11 protein-coding genes are annotated in these 17,941 nt (G+C 43.3%); 6 read left to right on the forward strand and 5 right to left on the reverse strand.

The genetic code is table 11. The features are described from left to right. Positions 1-72: 72 nt before the first annotated feature. Positions 73-2,208: a TonB-dependent siderophore receptor gene (locus MHO32_RS06180; protein ID WP_017190221.1), complete on the reverse strand. Its 2,136-nt coding sequence runs from the start codon at positions 2,206-2,208 to the stop codon at positions 73-75. A 122-nt stretch (positions 2,209-2,330) separates the two neighbouring features. Then, positions 2,331-3,269: an AraC family transcriptional regulator gene (locus MHO32_RS06185; protein WP_239210930.1), complete on the reverse strand. Its 939-nt coding sequence runs from the start codon at positions 3,267-3,269 to the stop codon at positions 2,331-2,333. A 545-nt stretch (positions 3,270-3,814) separates the two neighbouring features. Between MHO32_RS06185 and zwf the strand changes: the two genes are divergently transcribed. Genes zwf through gnd form a run of 3 tightly spaced genes read left to right on the forward strand, consistent with a single transcriptional unit; the run spans position 3,815 to position 7,519 of the window. After that, complete coding sequence (gene zwf / locus MHO32_RS06190; protein WP_005445999.1) at positions 3,815-5,317, forward strand: glucose-6-phosphate dehydrogenase; 1,503 nt, start codon at positions 3,815-3,817, stop codon at positions 5,315-5,317. Beyond that, positions 5,314-6,030 (forward strand): 6-phosphogluconolactonase, encoded by a 717-nt coding sequence (gene pgl, locus MHO32_RS06195; protein WP_239210934.1) that lies wholly within the window; start codon positions 5,314-5,316, stop codon positions 6,028-6,030. Before zwf ends, pgl begins: the two co-directional genes overlap by 4 nt. 40 nt (positions 6,031-6,070) lie before the next feature. Further along, positions 6,071-7,519 carry a decarboxylating NADP(+)-dependent phosphogluconate dehydrogenase gene (gene gnd, locus MHO32_RS06200; protein WP_005445995.1) on the forward strand — a complete coding sequence of 483 codons (1,449 nt, stop codon included), beginning with the start codon at positions 6,071-6,073 and terminating at the stop codon, positions 7,517-7,519. Positions 7,520-7,697: 178 nt separating this feature from the next. Here the strand turns inward: gnd and MHO32_RS06205 are convergent, their stop codons facing one another. The 3 genes from MHO32_RS06205 to MHO32_RS06215 all read right to left on the reverse strand — a co-directional run bounded on the left by MHO32_RS06205 (position 7,698) and on the right by MHO32_RS06215 (position 12,059). Further along, positions 7,698-8,636, reverse strand: a complete 939-nt coding sequence (locus tag MHO32_RS06205) for a universal stress protein (RefSeq protein WP_009697497.1) — start codon at positions 8,634-8,636, stop codon at positions 7,698-7,700. Between the two features lie 229 nt (positions 8,637-8,865). After that, positions 8,866-9,576 (reverse strand): EAL domain-containing protein, encoded by a 711-nt coding sequence (locus tag MHO32_RS06210; RefSeq protein WP_239210936.1) that lies wholly within the window; start codon positions 9,574-9,576, stop codon positions 8,866-8,868. Positions 9,577-9,749: 173 nt separating this feature from the next. Then, positions 9,750-12,059, reverse strand: coding sequence for a M9 family metallopeptidase (locus MHO32_RS06215; RefSeq protein WP_239210966.1), 2,310 nt, complete (start codon positions 12,057-12,059; stop codon positions 9,750-9,752). 265 nt (positions 12,060-12,324) lie between these two features. Here MHO32_RS06215 and MHO32_RS06220 point away from each other — a divergent pair, with 265 nt between their 5' ends. The 3 genes from MHO32_RS06220 (at position 12,325) to MHO32_RS06230 (ending at position 17,909) form a co-directional block, all read left to right on the forward strand. Next, a complete protein-coding gene (locus MHO32_RS06220) occupies positions 12,325-15,360 on the forward strand; it encodes a M6 family metalloprotease domain-containing protein (RefSeq protein ID WP_239210938.1) in 3,036 nt (1,011 codons plus the stop codon). A 46-nt stretch (positions 15,361-15,406) separates the two neighbouring features. Continuing rightward, a complete protein-coding gene (locus tag MHO32_RS06225) occupies positions 15,407-16,387 on the forward strand; it encodes a GlxA family transcriptional regulator (RefSeq protein ID WP_239210940.1) in 981 nt (326 codons plus the stop codon). Between the two features lie 613 nt (positions 16,388-17,000). After that, on the forward strand, positions 17,001-17,909 hold the full coding sequence (locus tag MHO32_RS06230; protein ID WP_009697503.1) for a LysR family transcriptional regulator: 909 nt from the start codon (positions 17,001-17,003) through the stop codon (positions 17,907-17,909). Positions 17,910-17,941: the final 32 nt, after the last annotated feature.

Consider the following 17,941-nt stretch of genomic DNA (forward strand, 5'->3'; position numbering starts at 1 on the left):
TTTTGATTTGTGAAATATACAGTTTGTTTTTATGTTCTCGAAAAAGAACTTGTTTGAGCGGCTTGTTAGGCGTTAGAACTTGTACTCAAGCTTCGCTTCGATAGATCGTTCAGCACCAAACCAACAGTTGTTCTTGTCGTAACAGCTGTAGTATTCCTCATCAAAGATATTGCTCGCAGACAGCGTGACGCTTGCGCCGTCGAGTGATTGTGAAGCCGCCGATAAGTCATAGCTCGCCGCTAGGTCAACCAAGGTGTAATCTGGCACTTGGTCACTATTTTGTGCATCCATTTCTGTTTTACCTACGTAACGAACGCCAGCACTAGTGCGAAGCCCTGTTAAAGTACCTTCATAGTAGTAATTTGCCCATAAAGAAGCGGTTTGTTCTGGTACCCACACTGGCGTTTTGCCTTCTTGGTGGTAATAGCTGTCTTCTTTAATTTCCATATTGATATAGGTGTAGTTTAGCGTTAGGTCAGCTTGCGGCGTTGCTTGCCATTTCGCTTCTAGCTCTGCACCTTGAGAAACCACTTCACCAGCTTGGTATTGCGGTGCGTATGGGTTGTTAGGATCGGTCAAGATCGCGTTTTTCTTGGTGATATGGAACAGCGCTAGGTTGCCTGATACGTCACCACCCAGAGGGGCGTATTTGAAGCCCAGCTCCCATTGATGACCAGTAGAAGGGTCGAACGCTTTACCTGATGCATCAGCCCCCGCGATTGGTTCAAAACTCTCTGAGTAAGTCAGGTAAGGAGACAGACCAAAATCAAGCTCGTATAACGCACCAACTCGGAAAGATACGTTGTTTTCATCAAGCTTTTCCTTGCTCGGTGTGACTGTGCCTAGGTAATCACTCACAGTGTTGGTGTCGGATTCGTATTTATCCCAGCGAAGTCCGGCAATCATCACAAGGTTGTTGTAGCGAAGTTGGTCTTGGAAGTAAACGCCAAGCTGTTTCGTCTTGATATCCAGTGCCTGCTGGTAAGCGAACTTTAGAGCGTCGCGGTCAATCTGATTGTGATTAGGATTAAAGATGTCTTGCGTAAGTGAGTAACCTAAGGTGTCTTTGTATTTCACATCAGAATCTAGGTATTGGTAATCTAACCCAAGTAGTAAGTTATGCTCGAAATTGCCATGGGCAACGTAACCTGATAATTGGTTATCAATCACAAATGAAGTTGAGTCTTCATCCGTGAGGTAAGCATTACGACCAATCGTGCGATTATCAGCGGCTAATGGGCTGTTGTACGTGTTTTCTTGGTACGAGTCAGCTGTCATGTAGCGTGCATTTTGCAAGAACTGCCAGTTGTTGTTGAAGTCGTGCAGAATTTTGTAGCCAATCATCAACACTTCACGTTCATAGGTGTTCCAGTTTTTGTCGCCCAAGTAAGTATCAGGAGACAACGAACCGAGTGGGTTATCGAGAACGGAGCCCGCTGCTGGAACTGTGGTGTAAATACCTGCCGAAGGATCGTTTTGGTAGTACACGTTGACATTAACAAGCGTGTTGTCTGTCGCTTGCCAGTCGAATGACGGCGCAATCAGATAACGTTCGTCTTCCGATGTTTCTGCTTGACCATCTCGCTGTTTCGCCATCCCTACGATGCGGTAGTTCACGTTTGAATCACCAATTTGCCCCGTGGTGTCGAAGTTCACTTCTTTCAGGCTGTTGGTGCCAGTACTGACTGATACCGTGTTAGCTGGCTCAGATTGCGGAGTCTTTGCGATGATGTTGACCATGCCGCCTGGTGGAATGTTTCCATATAAAACAGACGTAGGTCCTTTGAACACTTCAACTTGCTCAACCGCAGCTGCATCAATTTGTGGCTGTAAGTTCCAACCGTTGAATAGGAGAGGGAGACCATCGTAGAAGTTGGTGTAGTTAATGAAACCACGGATATTGAATAGGTCTAGACGCGTAACGGCACCACCGCGCAGTTCGGTATTTACACCAGATGAGTAACGAAGTGCTTCGCTGACCGTGCTCACTCCGCGTAAATCCATTTCATCCTTCGTGATGATGGTGATTGCCTGTGGGGTTTCTTCTGGTTCTAATGACGTTTTTGTTGCCGTATTTCGGTAAGTCTCACCTAATACGGTCATTGTTTCGAGTTGAGTTACGTCTTCGTCAGCAACAGCGTGTCCTGCGATCAGCGCAGAAACAACAACTGCAAGTGTTGAGCGATGAAATTTAATCGGGGTTTCCATTTTTCCTGATTCCACTACTTTTTCTAGTTATTGATAATGATTGTTATTTGTATTTTATAGATAGGAAAAATAGAAAAGTTAACAATTTGGTGCAACTCGCTCTAAAGGATAGGACTTTTCTCTTACTTCGAGTATCGGCTGTAACAACGCTCTACGGGTAACCAGTATTGCATTTGGGCGTTATCACTGTCGGGTTGGTAGTCTGCCGGATAGTTTTCAAGCTCATACCCATCGACGCCGCGATAATTTGAAGCAGGTAACCAACACATGATGAACCACTCAAGGGTTTGTGCAAGTTTCGCTGCCTTACCGATGTGAGTGATTACGGCATAAGTTTGCTGTGGTACGAATAAGGTCTCTAGCTGGTCAGACACTGCATTTGGAATGCTTGGTAAATGGACATTGTCGTCGAGTTCATAACCTGCCCAATATTGAAGATTCGAACCATCAAAGTGAGGGTGGGTGACATCAATAACACCGAGATGGCGAACTGGTGACTCTTCGACTTGATCGGCAATGAGAGAAAGCTGAAGCCATAACTGCGGCACTTTGTAATGGAAGTTTGGAGAAGGGGAGAACAAACCGCAGATTGGTTGAGAAAGCCCCTGCAGATAAAAGCTTGGTTTCGTTTCAATCTTTACTTCGATAAAGTGCCCGTCATTGTGCGACGCTTCTGGAAGGTGGCGTAACGTAAATGGTTTACGTAACCCTGATAACTGTTGGTTCTTTCTATATTCGCGAGGGCTGACAGAAAACATCTGCTTGAATGCGCGGCTGAATGCGTGCTCGGAGGCAAACCCCATTTCCAGCGCAATATCCAAAGAGCGCTCACTTCCGCCGACTAATCGCTCTGCTGCGTAGCTTAACTTAAGCTCTCTAACGTAGTTTGCAACCGAAAGTCCTGTTTGCTGCTGAAACACGCGCTGCAACTGCCAGCGAGACCAGCAACTTTGTTGCGAGATGTCATCAACGCTCAAAGGGGAATCAAGATTACTATGAATGTAATCCAATACGCCTTGAATACGATGCGTCGATTGCTGTTTTGCTGAGCCCTGATTCATAGCAGTCCTAACGTGTGTTGATAGAATACTCCATTATCTTTAATTAAGTATCATTATCAACAACTATGAAGTAGAGTTGTAAATTCTGCATAGTGCACAGAGCTTATGTAATGGATTGCAAAGTTGAACAATAAATAATCTTTTTAGAGTTTTTGCTTAAATTTTATCACTAGACCGGGCAGGGTATTTATTTCTTTTAATTCAATTGATTATGATGATTTGTGTAAATTATTTAAACGTTTGCACCGCCAAGTGTTGATGTAAATCAAATAGTCGTAGACAATACGCCCCCGTGTCGGAAATCTCCTCCGAAGAGTGCAAGGTTGTACTCGAGAGACATAAGCGTCTTATATGACCTCCAAATGTTGAGAACCTGACTGTGTTTAAGGGGCTCAGTAGTTGTAGTGATTTGAGACTATAGGCTTTACCTATCAACGTAATAGGTAAGACCAATTTTCTATTTTTGAGTGCCATTGATAGGGTTGGCTCAATCCTTTAGCCGTATCCGGGCACACAATAAGTACCTCGTTTTTAAGGGAAAGATGATGGTAATACCAGAAAACAGCAGCATCGTTATTTTTGGTGCTTCAGGTGACCTTACGTACCGTAAGTTAATTCCTGCTCTCTACCACCTCTATGCGAACAAACAGCTTCCAGAGAATTTTGCCATTCTTGGTGTAAGTCGTACTGAGTACAGCGACGATTCTTACCGCGAAAAGCTGAAAAAATCGCTTCAGGAAATGGAGAAAACTGAGCCAGAAACGCTTAATGCATTTATCAATCACCTGCATTACCAAGCAATCAATACTTCTGACACACAAGATTACAGCAAGTTGGCGACACGCTTAGACCAACTGGCAAACGAATACCAATTCGAACAACGCAATACGCTTTTCTATCTTGCAACGCCACCAAGTCTATACAGCGTGATTCCTGCAAGCCTTGCAGCTCACGGTCTGAACAATGAGGAAGATGGTTGGAAGCGTCTGATCATTGAGAAACCATTCGGTTACGACCTTGAATCAGCGCGTTCACTGGATAAAGAGATCCACGAACACTTCCAAGAGCATCAGATCTACCGCATCGACCACTACCTAGGTAAAGAAACGGTTCAAAACCTGCTTGTACTTCGTTTCTCTAACGCGATGTTTGAGCCGTTGTGGAACCGTAACTTCATTGATTACGTGGAAATCACAGGCGCAGAATTCTTAGGCGTAGAAGAGCGTGGCGGTTACTACGATGGCTCAGGTGCGGTTCGCGACATGTTCCAAAACCACTTGCTACAAGTACTGGCAATGGTTGGTATGGAGCCACCTGCACAAATCAATGCTGACGCGATGCGTGATGAAGTCGTGAAAGTGCTTCAGTGTCTTAAACCACTGGATGAAGACGCACTTCGCAACGACCTTGTATTGGGTCAGTACACGGCGTCTGAAGTTCGTGGTCAACAACTCCCAGGTTACCGTGAAGAGAACGGCGTAGCAGACGATTCTCGTACTGAGACTTACATCGGTCTGAAAGCTTACATCAACAACTGGCGTTGGAATGGCGTGCCTTTCTACGTACGTACAGGTAAGCGTCTACCGACTCGCGTGACAGAAGTGGTTATCCACTTTAAACAAACACCACACCCAGTGTTTGGACAAAACGCACCAGAGAACAAGCTGATTATTCGTATTCAGCCAGACGAAGGCATCCAAATGAGCTTTGGTCTGAAAGAGCCGGGCGCAGGCTTTAAAGCGAAGGAAGTGAAAATGAACTTCCACTACGCTGACCTGCAAGAAACCCAAATGCTAACTGCTTATGAGCGTCTACTTCTTGATGCCCTAAACGGTGATGCGACGCTATTTGCTCGTAGCGATGCGGTTGAAGCGTGTTGGAAATACGTGCAACCAATTCTAGATTTCAAGCAAGACCCACAAGCGCTATTCGGATACGCATGTGGTACATGGGGACCAAAAGAAGCGGACGACTTGCTACAGCGAGCTAACCGCGCATGGCGTTTCCCTTGTAAAAACCTAACAGATACGGACTACTGCGAACTATGATCAACCACAAGATCTACCAAACAGCAGAGCAGGTAGTAGAAAGCCTTGCTAACGATATGAAAGCGTTTAGCGAAATGGGCCGACCTGTTCACATCTCTCTTTCTGGCGGCAGCACACCTAAAATGCTGTTTAAGCTTTTGGCAACAGAGGCTTACGCGACGTCAATTCAGTGGCAAAACCTCCACTTCTGGTGGGGTGATGAGCGCTGCGTTGCGCCTGATGATGCAGAAAGCAACTATGGCGAAGCAAATGCTCTACTCTTTACGCAGGTCAATATTTCTGCTGAGAACATTCACCGTATCCGTGGTGAAGAAGAGCCAAAAGTAGAAGCAGAACGTTTTGCAAAAGAGATGGCAGAAGTGATTCCAACTGAAAATGGCACTCCTGTGTTTGATTGGATCTTGCTTGGTGTTGGCGCAGATGGTCATACTGCATCACTGTTCCCAGGTCAGACAAACTACGATGATGAGAACCTATCAGTGTTGGCGTCTCATCCTGAGTCTGGTCAGATTCGCGTATCAAAGACGGCACGCGTATTAGAAGCAGCGAAGCGCATCAGTTACTTAGTACTTGGTGCTGGTAAAGCAGATATCATTGAAGAGATTAACAGCTCACCAGCACGCGTACTTCCATATCCGGCGGCGAAGATCCAAGCGACATCGGGTCTGACGGAATGGTATTTAGATTTAGACGCAGCGGCGAAAATCGTTTAAGACGGTCGCTGGTCGAATAAAAGACAATTGGAGAGAAACAATGAAAGGTGATATCGGTGTAATCGGCCTTGCTGTAATGGGTCAAAACCTTATCCTAAACATGAACGACCACGGCTTCAAAGTTGTGGCTCACAACCGTACTGCTGCTAAAGTAGACGAGTTCCTGGAAGGTCCGGCGAAAGGCACAAACATCATCGGTGCATACTCTCTAGAAGAACTAGTAGAGAAGCTAGAAGCGCCACGTAAAGTGATGTTGATGGTTCGCGCAGGTGAAGTTGTAGACAAGTTCATCGAAGCTCTAGTACCTCTACTAGACAAAGGCGACATCATTATTGACGGTGGTAACACTAATTACCCAGATACAAACCGTCGCGTTGCTGCACTACGTGAAAAAGGCATCCACTTCATCGGCACTGGTGTATCTGGTGGTGAAGAAGGTGCTCGTTTTGGTCCATCTATTATGCCTGGTGGTTCTGCTGAAGCATGGGAAGCTGTTAAGCCTATCTTCCAAGGTATTGCAGCGAAAACTGACGCTGGTGAGCCTTGTTGTGACTGGGTTGGTAACGATGGTGCAGGTCACTTCGTTAAGATGGTACACAACGGTATCGAATACGGCGACATGCAGCTTATCACTGAAGCTTACCAGTTCATGAAAGACGGTCTTGGTATGTCTGCAGATGAGATGCAAGCTGTATTCGCAGATTGGAACAAGACCGAGCTAGATAGCTACCTTGTTGAAATCACTGCTGACATCCTTGGCTACAAAGATGAAGACGGTGAACCACTAGTAGAGAAGATCCTAGATACAGCGGGCCAAAAAGGTACTGGTAAATGGACTGGTATCAACGCACTAGACTTAGGTATTCCACTGACTCTTATCTCTGAATCTGTATTCTCTCGTTGCCTATCTGCATTGAAAGACCAACGTGTTGAAGCTGAGTCTCTATTCGGTAAGACAATCACACCAGTTGAAGGCGACAAGCAAGAGTGGGTTGATGCTCTACGTCAAGCACTACTAGCATCTAAAATCATCTCTTACGCTCAAGGCTTCATGCTAATGCGCGAAGCATCGAACGAAAATGGTTGGGACCTAAACTACGGTAACGTAGCACTAATGTGGCGTGGTGGTTGTATCATCCGTTCTGCGTTCCTAGGTAACATTCGTGATGCGTACGAAGCGAACCCAGATATCGCATTCCTAGGTTCTGATGAGTACTTCAAAAACATCCTACAAGGCAGCCTAGCGGCATGGCGTAAAGTAGCAGCGAAATCTCTAGAGTCTGGTATCCCAATGCCATGTACGATTTCTGCGCTATCTTTCCTAGATGGTTACACAACTGCTCGTCTACCAGCTAACCTGCTTCAAGCTCAACGTGACTACTTCGGTGCTCACACTTACGAGCGTACGGATCGTCCACGTGGTGAATTCTTCCACACAAACTGGACTGGTACAGGCGGTAACACAGCGTCGACAACTTACGACGTTTAATTGCGCTTTAGTGATTTAAAACAAAAGGATGCCAAGTGGCATCCTTTTTTAATGACTGTTGCAACCTGTGTTCCTTGGGTTCAAATCTAACGTAACGCTCAGAATCCATACCTTGAAGTCACTTGGGCATATAGGCATATTTCGTCCTTATATTCCCTCCAGGTGTTGGTGTTTTGACTCAAACCGAAAGGGGAGAAACGAAACTCTTTGGTTTTAACGCCACCAAAGAACAGTCGAGTGACTGTAAGACATTCTCTGCAGTATTACCAATGACCATACCTTGAATGCCCGTTCGAGCAATGGTGCCCATTACAAGCACATCTACATCCTCTTTATTGACCCAGTTTGGTATCTGCTCATCAGCAGAACCGTGCAAGTGATGGATAAAGAACTCACCATCAATTTCAGAAATTTGGATGATGGAATCCAATGCTTCACGGTGTGCGATTCGGTGAGCATCGATTTGTTGATCGAGCACTTCATCTTCAATCTGAATCCAAATATGATGCCTTAGATAGCTTTCCATCTGATACTCCCAACAAGACACGATGTGCAATTGTTGGTTGTAGGAGTCTGCGATGGAGTGGGCTAACTGGAGAAGATGAACTGTTAATTCTTGTTGCTCTTCACTGGAAATGATGGGATCGATAGCCACCGCCACTCGTTTCGATACCGTTACATGTTTTGCTGCTCGGTTTAGCCATACAGGGCAAGGGCACTTACGCAATAATTTCATATCGAGCGCTTTAAACCCTTTTGTTCCCTCGTCCAGTGGCTCAGCATCTTTGATTACCAGATCGTAGTGGTGTTTATTAACTTGTTGAATGATAGAGACAACAGGTTTGTCACCGCTCTCAACGCTGATTGGGAACGGCTCTACATCGTCAGAGAAAGGATCGTTCAACTGTGCGGTTTTAATGTCAGTAAATAGTGAGTCTATCAGAGAATTTTCGTAGGTCTGTTGGTATTCGCGCATATTGGATGGCATCTCAGGGCACACGATAAGCCCAGATAAGCGAGCGTCATGGATTGTGGCAAGTTTCATTGCTTGTTCCAGTGAGTCACTTTTGCCAGCCAATCCTTGGCTAACGAACAAGATGTTTTTGAATCTTTTCATACGCACCTCCTTTTTATTAAGTGTTGTATCAGAAAGGTAATATTTCCATGTTTATAGTGTGGTTACTTGACCTGAAACAACATAAATTGGATGTGCAAACTGAGATCAATACCTTAGCTAGATTACGGATGATTGAGTTTGAACGCGGCTTGAAAGTGAAAACGCCCAAAAAGGGAATCTTTGGGCGTTTCGTTATCTGGAGGAATGGCTAGGAAAAGAAAGTCGTTTGTTAAGAACACAACGAAACAGCTTGTTCAGACTGCAATGGGTAAGGGCGCGAATAGTGGTAGCCTTGGACCAAAGAGTGGCACTCTTTAAGCATCTGATGATGCTGAGCGTGTTCGACACCTTCAAAAATCAAACCACGAGAACAAAATGGTGCTAAGAAGTACTCTAACGCTTGTATAGACTCTAGATCCGCGTACTTGAGGAAGCTTTTGTCGATTTTAATACGGTCCCAAAAGATGGTGTCGAGCGACATATTGGCGAGTTTGTTGTTGCTATGATAATCATCCAACCAAATTTCGATGTTGTTTGCCTGTAACTGCGACAAGTTATGGTGTATTTCTTTCGATTCGGTATAGCAATCAAGCTCACTGATTTCTAATGCGAACTTGGCTCCGTTGAAGCTTAAGAGCTTTTGTACAAAGTGCTCGTCAGCCAAACATGAAAGCTTAATATTAAATGAGTGTCGCTGGTGTGGGTATTGGGCGAGAGAAAATTGAATTTGCTGTAAAGCGAGCGTTTGAATAAACGAATTATCTACAATTGAAAAGAAGACGTCGTTATTAATGTTATTTTTGTCAAAAGTACAAATCTTCGATAACGTTTCGTAATATTGAATTTCTTGACTTTTAGGGCAAATGATAGGTTGTACTAATGTTTCTATATCAAAGTCAGTCAATTTGAAGTTAGGCAGGTAAGGCTTATTCCTTTGCATATTATTCACTTTTTCAATTTAATATTACGACGTTACACTTAAGCATTGTTTTGCATTTTATATCCAAAGTAATTACTTCAGGAAATTAAGAATTATAATAGCGCTATAAATTATATTTAATGTTCATTAAGCACCGTGAGGAAAGCAGGTGCTTAATGAAGGTTGAGAGTGGCTTATTTCGCGACCACTGATAGTTCGACGTCGAACTCGTCACGACCACTGATGCTGAAATAGTATTGACCCGTTTTTATGGTGCCGTCTTCATTCTTTGGAATCGAAATGGATTCGTTACTGCCATGAGTAAAGTTGGTCCACTCGTACTCAAAGTAGTGACAGACTTTGTCATAACAAGCATATAAATCGGCGTCACCGCTACCGGTAATCGATACTTCCAATTGATTGAAGTTCTGCGTCACGTCGACAAAGAAAAGTTTCTCTGCGAACTTTTCACCACTAACTTGAACGCTGGTATTGAGCTCAATTTTCTTCGGTTTTTCTTTTGGCTTCGGCTTAGAAATGTCCGTGTCATCAATGTCTTTGGTTACTTCATCTAGCCATGAGTGAAACTCTGTATTGTAGGTAGGACCGAGTCGTTCAAGGAGTTTAACCCACTCTTTGTATTGTCCGGTGCGTGAATATCCCAAAAGCTCGGTTACGTCTTCAGGATGCTTTTCTAACATAAAGCGCACGGCTAGGTAGCCCCAACGGTAAACACGATTCAAACCGTCGCTGTAGTTGGTACGGAACACTTCATCTAAAGTATGAGTTTTGTCTTTACCAAGTACTAATGCCGCGGTATAGCCGTCTTTGTAGTGCATGTATTCAGCGAAGCCTTCTAACCACCAAACGATGCTACCTTCGCGCATTGTCTCGTGGAAGTCACCGTATTGGTTAAATCGTCCGTCCAAATAGTGAATGTATTCATGCTCTAAGTTTAGAATCGAAAAGTCGTCATCCCATCCGTTTTGATAAGCGACGAATCGAGGTACATTTCCTTGCTTGGAAGGGTCTCGTTCGAGGAATTGTCCGCCGTTGTTGGTCGTGTTACCGAATAGGAAGCTAGAGTAGGTTGAATAGTCGTTTTTGGTTTTAAAAACAATAACGTCAACACTGTCGCTATGATCATCAGCGACAGGCTGATATCCCGTGTTAACAATTTGGTGGAAGTCATCTTCTTTCAGGTTCAATGTTTCGCAGCTTGTCACTGCTTGAGCTTCAGTCATTTCCTGAGCGAGTATTTGCGCAGGTCCACGACAGTCGTAACTGAATGTCATGATTTTCTGTTTTAGATCTTGCTTCGCATTACCAAGCCCGAGTTGTTCTAGGTAATCCGACGCATAAGCATTGACCATTTCAGCAATACCAACCCATATTCGGTCCGATTTACCACCGAGTGGGTAACGTGCCAACAAGCTACGTAAAGTATCGATGACGACTTGTTTTGTGCTCGCATCTTGGGTTTTGACAAGTCTAGCGAGCTCACGGGCGGCGTTGCCGAGTAATTGTTCAGAATCCGTTCCGATCGCCCATTCGTTGTTGGTTATAAAAGCACTCAAACGATGAATATAACGTGGGTCAGACTCGATAAGATCGTAAAATGCTTTGGTTTGGGAATGCCCTGCCATAGCGATAAAAACATTGTTGATCGCTTTGCGGTAGTAATAGCTTTCGCTTTTATCTTGAGAAAAGCTATCGAGAACGTTGAAGACGTCAGGAGCGGCAATGGCGAGCTGTCGAATGCTATCGACGACAATCAACATTGATGCAAGAGCTTCTTGTTGCTCGCGTCCATCTGTTAATGCGTGTGGTGAGCGTAAAAACTCTTGGATCGTAGCGGCGATCTCTGCGCCCAATTCCGAAGGGAAAGGCTGTAAGTTTCGTGCAAACGTGTCGTGTCGGTTCTTATACGCAGCTTTGATAAACTCGCCCAAGTAATAAATCTGCTGAGCTTGTTCCTTTTTCCCTTTATAAGCTTCAATTGCTTTTTTTAAGCCAGCGTTAATTCGTGTGACACTCAATGTGCTAAAAACGGTATCTGCTTGTTCAGCAGAAGGGGAGAACCAAGTTCTCATACACTCGTAGTCGCTGTTGGCGACACGTGATTCGATATTAACTCGGTCAAGGTTAAGTTCCGTAACAGTACATTTTCCTTTGTGTGGGAAAAGCTCGGTATCGTCATCTACGTCAGTATCGTCGTCAGTGGTTCCGTCGTCTTTGGTAGAGTCATCATCACCCGTAGTGTCATCATCTGAGTCTTTATCATCGTCTGATGTTGTATCATCATCGGTAACGGTGTCGTCATCGTTGACAGTATCCGTATCGTCGTCATCTGCTGTAGAATCTGAATCTGAATCTGAATCTGAATCTGAATCTGCGTCAGTGGTGTCATCATTTTTATCGCCGGAATCCACATCAGCGATAGGAACTGTCGTGACACCACCGGAAGAATCATCGCCACCACATCCAGTTAAAACACCAAGCATGGATAAAAGAAGACATGCGGTTGTAATATTTTTCATAGAATTAGTATTGTAATTAAAATGGGATTTAAATATATATTTTTACTAATCCATAGTTAAATAATAGGATTTAATAAGAAAATAAATATGTCTTATGATCCTTGAGGATATTTAAATGTGATATTAATCAGATAACCATTTTTTATAACGTTAGTAGAATTGTTAATTGGGAAGAAAAATTTGATTTTGATATACATAACGTCACTTTTTAACCTTAGTCGACGAGTATATGAAAAAAATATATTTTCCGATCATCAGTACACTGATGGCTTCTTTTGCCCATGCTAATACGTTACCTGCACCTACTTGGCATGAATTCCAATTAAATGACGGCTCTAGGAAAGAGCTAAAACTTTATGGCGACCAAGAATCTTTTTGGTATCAAGACCGGGAAGGCATTATCTACGTCTATGACGAAGATACAGGATGGTTTTATGGTCAACACGAAGTGGTTGATGGTCGCTTTGTTGCGACTTCAATTGGTGTGGAAGCCAAATTAGAAACACCACAATCAGTGAAAGCACTGTTAAAAGAAAAAGTCAGTCCGACGTCCTCTTTAGTACCTTCTAGTCGTATTGATCCGCTAAGTGATGCCTATTTTGAGCAAACGCCACTTCGAGCGGTTAACGCGACAGATGACCCAAAGCATCAGCCTTTGTTGGTTGTCCAAGTAAGCTTCAATGATGAAGCGTTTGTGAACGACTTTACCGATGTGATTTTTGGTGACAACCAACAAAGCGTCAAAGACTACTTCCACAAGAACAGTTACGGACGTTATATCGTTGAACCGGCGAGAGAAACACAAGGCACAGCGAATGATGGTGTTATCGATATTACGCTGGACATTGCGCATCCGAATTGCCATTCAAAAAATGATTCGACGTGTGATGGTAAGCTAAAAGCGGCGTTCAAGGCGGCTTACGATAAGTTAGATCGTTACGTAGATTTGTCGACTTACGACGATAACAACGATGACAAAATTAGCCCTGATGAGCTGTCGGTGATGTTTGTATTTGCAGGATACGATAAATCTGCGGGCTCAATTAACACACCATATATCTGGCCTCACCGCTTCAGTCACAATACAGTTGAGATCGATGGTAAGACGATCCGTGATTACTGTTTGTTTGCGGACTTCCAAGGCAATCATCAGTCTACGATGGGGGTCATTGCCCATGAGCTTGGACACTTGATGCTTGGACTACCGGATTTATACTCCTACAAGCATTCTGGTTCTGTGGGCCAATGGGGTCTTATGGGCGGAGGAAGCTGGGCAAGCAAACAAGGCGATAGCTACGCAGGGGAAACTCCGGTCAATATGCTGGCGTGGAGTAAGGAAGCTGCTGGTTTCATTAAACCTAAGGTCATTGATACTTCTGGTTCCGCGACCATCGAAACCGCACAAGGCGAGGGAGTGATGTATCTCGACCCTTACTTGAAGCAACAAGGACCTAGAGCGTACTTCGAAAACCGCCGCAAAAACCAATATGACCGTGCGTTATCTGGTGAAGGGCTACTAATCACAGCAGTGAGCGTGGACAATCGCTTTAACGACAATGGTCCAATGCAAGTACAGGTTTTCCAAGCGGATGGGCTTGATGAATTACAAACGCGTGGTTGGTCTGATCAGGGGGACGTGTTCCCTGGTTCAAGCAATGTAGTGACAGTTACGGACGATACATCGCCTTCGCTAAAAACAATCACTGGCGGGCGCGAAACCAATATCTCAATTAATGATATTGCGAGCACAGCGCAAAATGGATCGCTACGAGCGTCAATTCCTTCTTCAAACAATAAATCGGCGTGGATCACCTCACTGTCAAGAACTTACGTTTATGAAGACTCACGCAATAACACAATAGGGTTTGGGTTAGATAACAACGAAGGTTACAAGACATTGGTAGGTTTCTACTTGTATGCGAAACCAATTCAGCCAAATGCCGATATGCGCTACCGCATGTTTAAGTATGACTTAACGACTAACCGCTGGGGGAATGCATCTATCAACGTTGATACACAAGTTGAAGTGTCATCGGGTGCGATTCCTGATTCGGGCGGTCGAGTGATGTTTGCTGCACCATTTGAGATTGATGACGGCGAACAGCTGTTGGTGATTGAGTTAGAAAACGCGAAGCCAGAGTACAGCTACTCATTCTTGGATGCTTACTTGTCTAACGGACAGAAAAAGAAACAGTTTTTCGGTACTACAAATACGTACAAGACGAATGGTTTAAGCGAAGGTCGTGGTCGTAACTATCCGTTTGCTGCTTTGTTAGAAAAACCTCAAGCAAAACCGAGCATTACTGCCCAGAGAGACTCTGTGACGTTGATGAGTGGTGAAAGCGTTACGATTGATGTACTAGCGAACGATCGTTCTTCTGATGCAAATAACACCATTAAGTTGGACAAAATTACGACAAAGCCAGCGATTGGCAGTGCAGAAATTGCTGGGCAGAAAATTCGTTACTCAGTACCTGTTTCAGATATTCCTGAGCAGAGAACAGTGATGAAGTATCAAGTGTCTGACGATTTTGGTACGACGGCTGAAGGTGAAGTTGTTATCACCGTCAATTCTCCAGTTGTCACAGCGAGCAACCTTCAATACAAAATCCAAGAAGACAAGCCTTTAGCACTTGAATTGCGTCAGCAGCAAGGATTGGAGAAGGGTGACACCATCGTGATTAAAACCGCGCCTAAGCATGGTAAGTTAGATGGCGATACCTACCAAAGTGATGAAAACTATTTTGGTAACGACCAGTTTGAATTTGCAATTGTGAAAGAAAACGGGCGTGAATCTAACACTGCAACGGCTGTAATAACGATTGAAGCGGTCAATGATGAACCAACGTTTGCGGTAAAAGCAAGCCGTAAAGAGGGCCTAGAAAACGACAAAGTTACATTATCAGCCCTTGATCTAAAAGATGTTGACTCAGCTGATCACTCGTTCAAATGGCGCCAAGTTTCAGGAACCACCGCTAAGTTTACCACCACAGAGACACCAAATGTGGAAGTGACTTTACCGAAAGTCAGCAAGAAAAGTGAAAAGCTGACGTTTGAAGTGGCGGTAAACGACAAAGATGGCGCGATCATTACCAAAACCGTTGAAGTGGTCGTTAAGCAAGCTGTTGTGTCGGAAACCGATCCTGGTAAAAGTGAAGAAGGTGGCTCAATGGGCTTGTGGATTACTTTGTGTATGATGCTAATTAGCCTAAGAACAAAGAGTAATAATTTGTACAGATTCATAATAAGGAATGATATTCCGTAGAAAAGCATTATAATTCATTGCCTTATATGCACAGGATGAATGCAGATTGAAGGAAAACAATAAGAAAAGCCTCCGTGTCGTAGCATTAGCTCCGACAGGGAGGTATTTTGCGTCAATAATAAGCTCATTAGAGATCCTAGAAACAGCGGCTGAGTTTGCTGAGTTCCCGGGTTTCATGACACATATCGTAACGCCAAACAACCGGCCATTGAGCGGTCGAGGAGGGATAAGCGTTCAACCAACTTCTCAATGGCAATCTTTTGATTTTACTAACATACTAATTATTGGCTCCATAGGAGACCCCTTAGAATCGCTTGATAAGATTGATCCTGCACTGGTTGATTGGATCAAAAAATTACATAAAAAAGGCAGCAAAATAGTTGCCATTGATACCGGTATTTTTGTCGTTGCGAAGGCGGGGCTTTTGCAGCAGAACAAAGCGGTAATGCACTCATACTTCGCCCACCTTTTTAGAGAGCTTTTCCCAGAGATCATGTTAGTGACTGAGCAGAAAGCGCTCATCGATGGGAATCTCTACTTATCTTCAGGACCGTACTCTCACTCAAACGTCATGTTGGAGATTGTCGAAGAGTACTTCGGAAAACAGACTAGAAACCTAGGTAACCAATTCTTAAGCACAATAGAAGGGAGTGGAAACTCGCATTCATATTGTGATGTCTTTCGCTACATGCAACACAAGGATGAGCTAATTCTTAAAATCCAAAAATGGATTCTTACTATGGACTTGGACATCGTTACCATCAGCGACCTAGCGAATGAAGCTTGTTTGTCAGAGAGGCAATTAAAGCGCCGTTTTAAAGATGCGACCTCTATTAGTCCACTTAAGTTTATTCAACTAGGTCGTTTGTCTTTCGCTAAAGAGTTGTTGAGATCAACAAAACTGTCCATTGATGAGGTCGCTAGTCGTTCTGGTTATGTGGATACACAATTTTTCAGGCAGATATTCAAGAGAGAAAATGATTGCTCACCACTTGAATATCGCAAGAAAAAGCAAGCAAAAGTCTAATTATAAATTTATCTTATGACCTATAGCCACTCTATATGTAATGTTATTAATAAGATTATCATTTCTTTAGTCGTTTAATGCTTGCTCGGTCATTCGAACGAAAATGGCAAACGTTTGCTATTTTCGTTCGAATATAAATGAGTTGGTTTTAGATTGATTTTTAATAACGTTAGCTTATACTCACATACATGGATACTTATAATGACTTAATTTCCATTAATAATATTGTCGTTCTTATAATGTATATCGTTTGTTATAAATTAAAACTGTATGCATATTATTAAGTAGTCACTCGAAATATAAAGGGGGGGTTTAGGCCTCATAAAGGGGGTGATTAAGACACAATATTATAAAATTATCTTTTTTTAACTAATTATTTCGCAACGCGAAATAATAAATAAAACAGTAATTTACACCAAAATAAATCTCCTCTGATCAGTTGCAAATTTGAGAAATAAGCAACGTGTTTCTTATACAACTGTTGAATAGTTAGACGTAGAATAAGACGCTGAGTTATAGCGGGAAGCCAATTATTAACTGGCTCAATGTGTAGCTTTATGGATGTATAACAATTATAACTATCGGATAATTATTGGGTCTTGGTGTTAATTAAATGAAAGCTAATAAACGAACCATTGATGTAAAGTACTTACGCACTTTTTCACATGTTGCAAGACATAGAAGTTTTACTGCAGCTGCAGAAAGTCTATATTTAACCCAACCAGCCGTTTCACAACATATTAAAAAACTTGAATGTACTATAGGCGCAGAAGTCTTTGACCGAAAGGATGGTTTTAACTTGACTAAACATGGTCAAATATTACTAGATTATACGGATCAGACGATGTCGTTATATGATCAATTATTTGATGAGTTGGCTCAAGTTGATATGTTTGATCGGTATTCTATTGCGATTTCTGATTCATTCGCCCCTGAGTTAGTCGCAAAAGTAATCAGTTCTTTCAGAGTATATAACGACGTCGAGTTGGCTGTGACAAGTTATAGCGACCTTAATTGTGTCGATAAAGAAAACCACGATTTGGTGTTTGCCATCGGTGATACCACATCTGTGGAAGGGCGTGTATTTCCCCTAAACAGAGAACAATACATTTTAGCTTGTGACTGCGCGGTTGATCCTGAAGAGTGCTATCCCGAGCGAATCGTCTTTTGCAACTCTCTTTCTAGGCGAGATGCCGAGGTGCTTCTTGATTCTTTTGGTGTAGATATTTCTAAGGTAAAACATTGGCTTACGACCTCATCATCACGACTGATGATTAACGAACTACAAGCAGCAAACACGTTTGTCGTTTGTCCAAGTTGGACCTTAGGTGATCACAAATGTAGCCAATATTTATTACCAAAATACATTGAGATGTATGTTTGGTGCAACGATTCGGCAGCCAAGAAAATTGATCAAGAACGTTTAAGAAGTTTGATTACCGAAACTTTCCGACTCACATCTAAAGGAGTGGTAAGTAGAAAACCTCCCACTTCCTTACTGACCAGTTGTGAAGTAATGTAGTAAAACGCCATGCCTATTATAAATAGGCATGG

Source organism: Vibrio sp. MMH1-50, from assembly GCF_022347645.1.
Lineage (GTDB): Bacteria > Pseudomonadota > Gammaproteobacteria > Enterobacterales > Vibrionaceae > Vibrio > Vibrio harveyi.

Bases quoted from the DNA above. Each gene is read 5' to 3' on its own strand.
- MHO32_RS06180 (WP_017190221.1), bottom strand. From the start codon at position 2,208: ATGGAAACCCCGATTAAATTTCATCGCTCAACACTTGCAGTTGTTGTT.
- MHO32_RS06185 (WP_239210930.1), bottom strand. From the start codon at position 3,269: ATGAATCAGGGCTCAGCAAAACAGCAATCGACGCATCGTATTCAAGGC.
- zwf (WP_005445999.1), top strand. From the start codon at position 3,815: ATGGTAATACCAGAAAACAGCAGCATCGTTATTTTTGGTGCTTCAGGT.
- pgl (WP_239210934.1), top strand. From the start codon at position 5,314: ATGATCAACCACAAGATCTACCAAACAGCAGAGCAGGTAGTAGAAAGC.
- gnd (WP_005445995.1), top strand. From the start codon at position 6,071: ATGAAAGGTGATATCGGTGTAATCGGCCTTGCTGTAATGGGTCAAAAC.
- MHO32_RS06205 (WP_009697497.1), bottom strand. From the start codon at position 8,636: ATGAAAAGATTCAAAAACATCTTGTTCGTTAGCCAAGGATTGGCTGGC.
- MHO32_RS06210 (WP_239210936.1), bottom strand. From the start codon at position 9,576: ATGCAAAGGAATAAGCCTTACCTGCCTAACTTCAAATTGACTGACTTT.
- MHO32_RS06215 (WP_239210966.1), bottom strand. From the start codon at position 12,059: ATGCTTGGTGTTTTAACTGGATGTGGTGGCGATGATTCTTCCGGTGGT.
- MHO32_RS06220 (WP_239210938.1), top strand. From the start codon at position 12,325: ATGAAAAAAATATATTTTCCGATCATCAGTACACTGATGGCTTCTTTT.
- MHO32_RS06230 (WP_009697503.1), top strand. From the start codon at position 17,001: ATGAAAGCTAATAAACGAACCATTGATGTAAAGTACTTACGCACTTTT.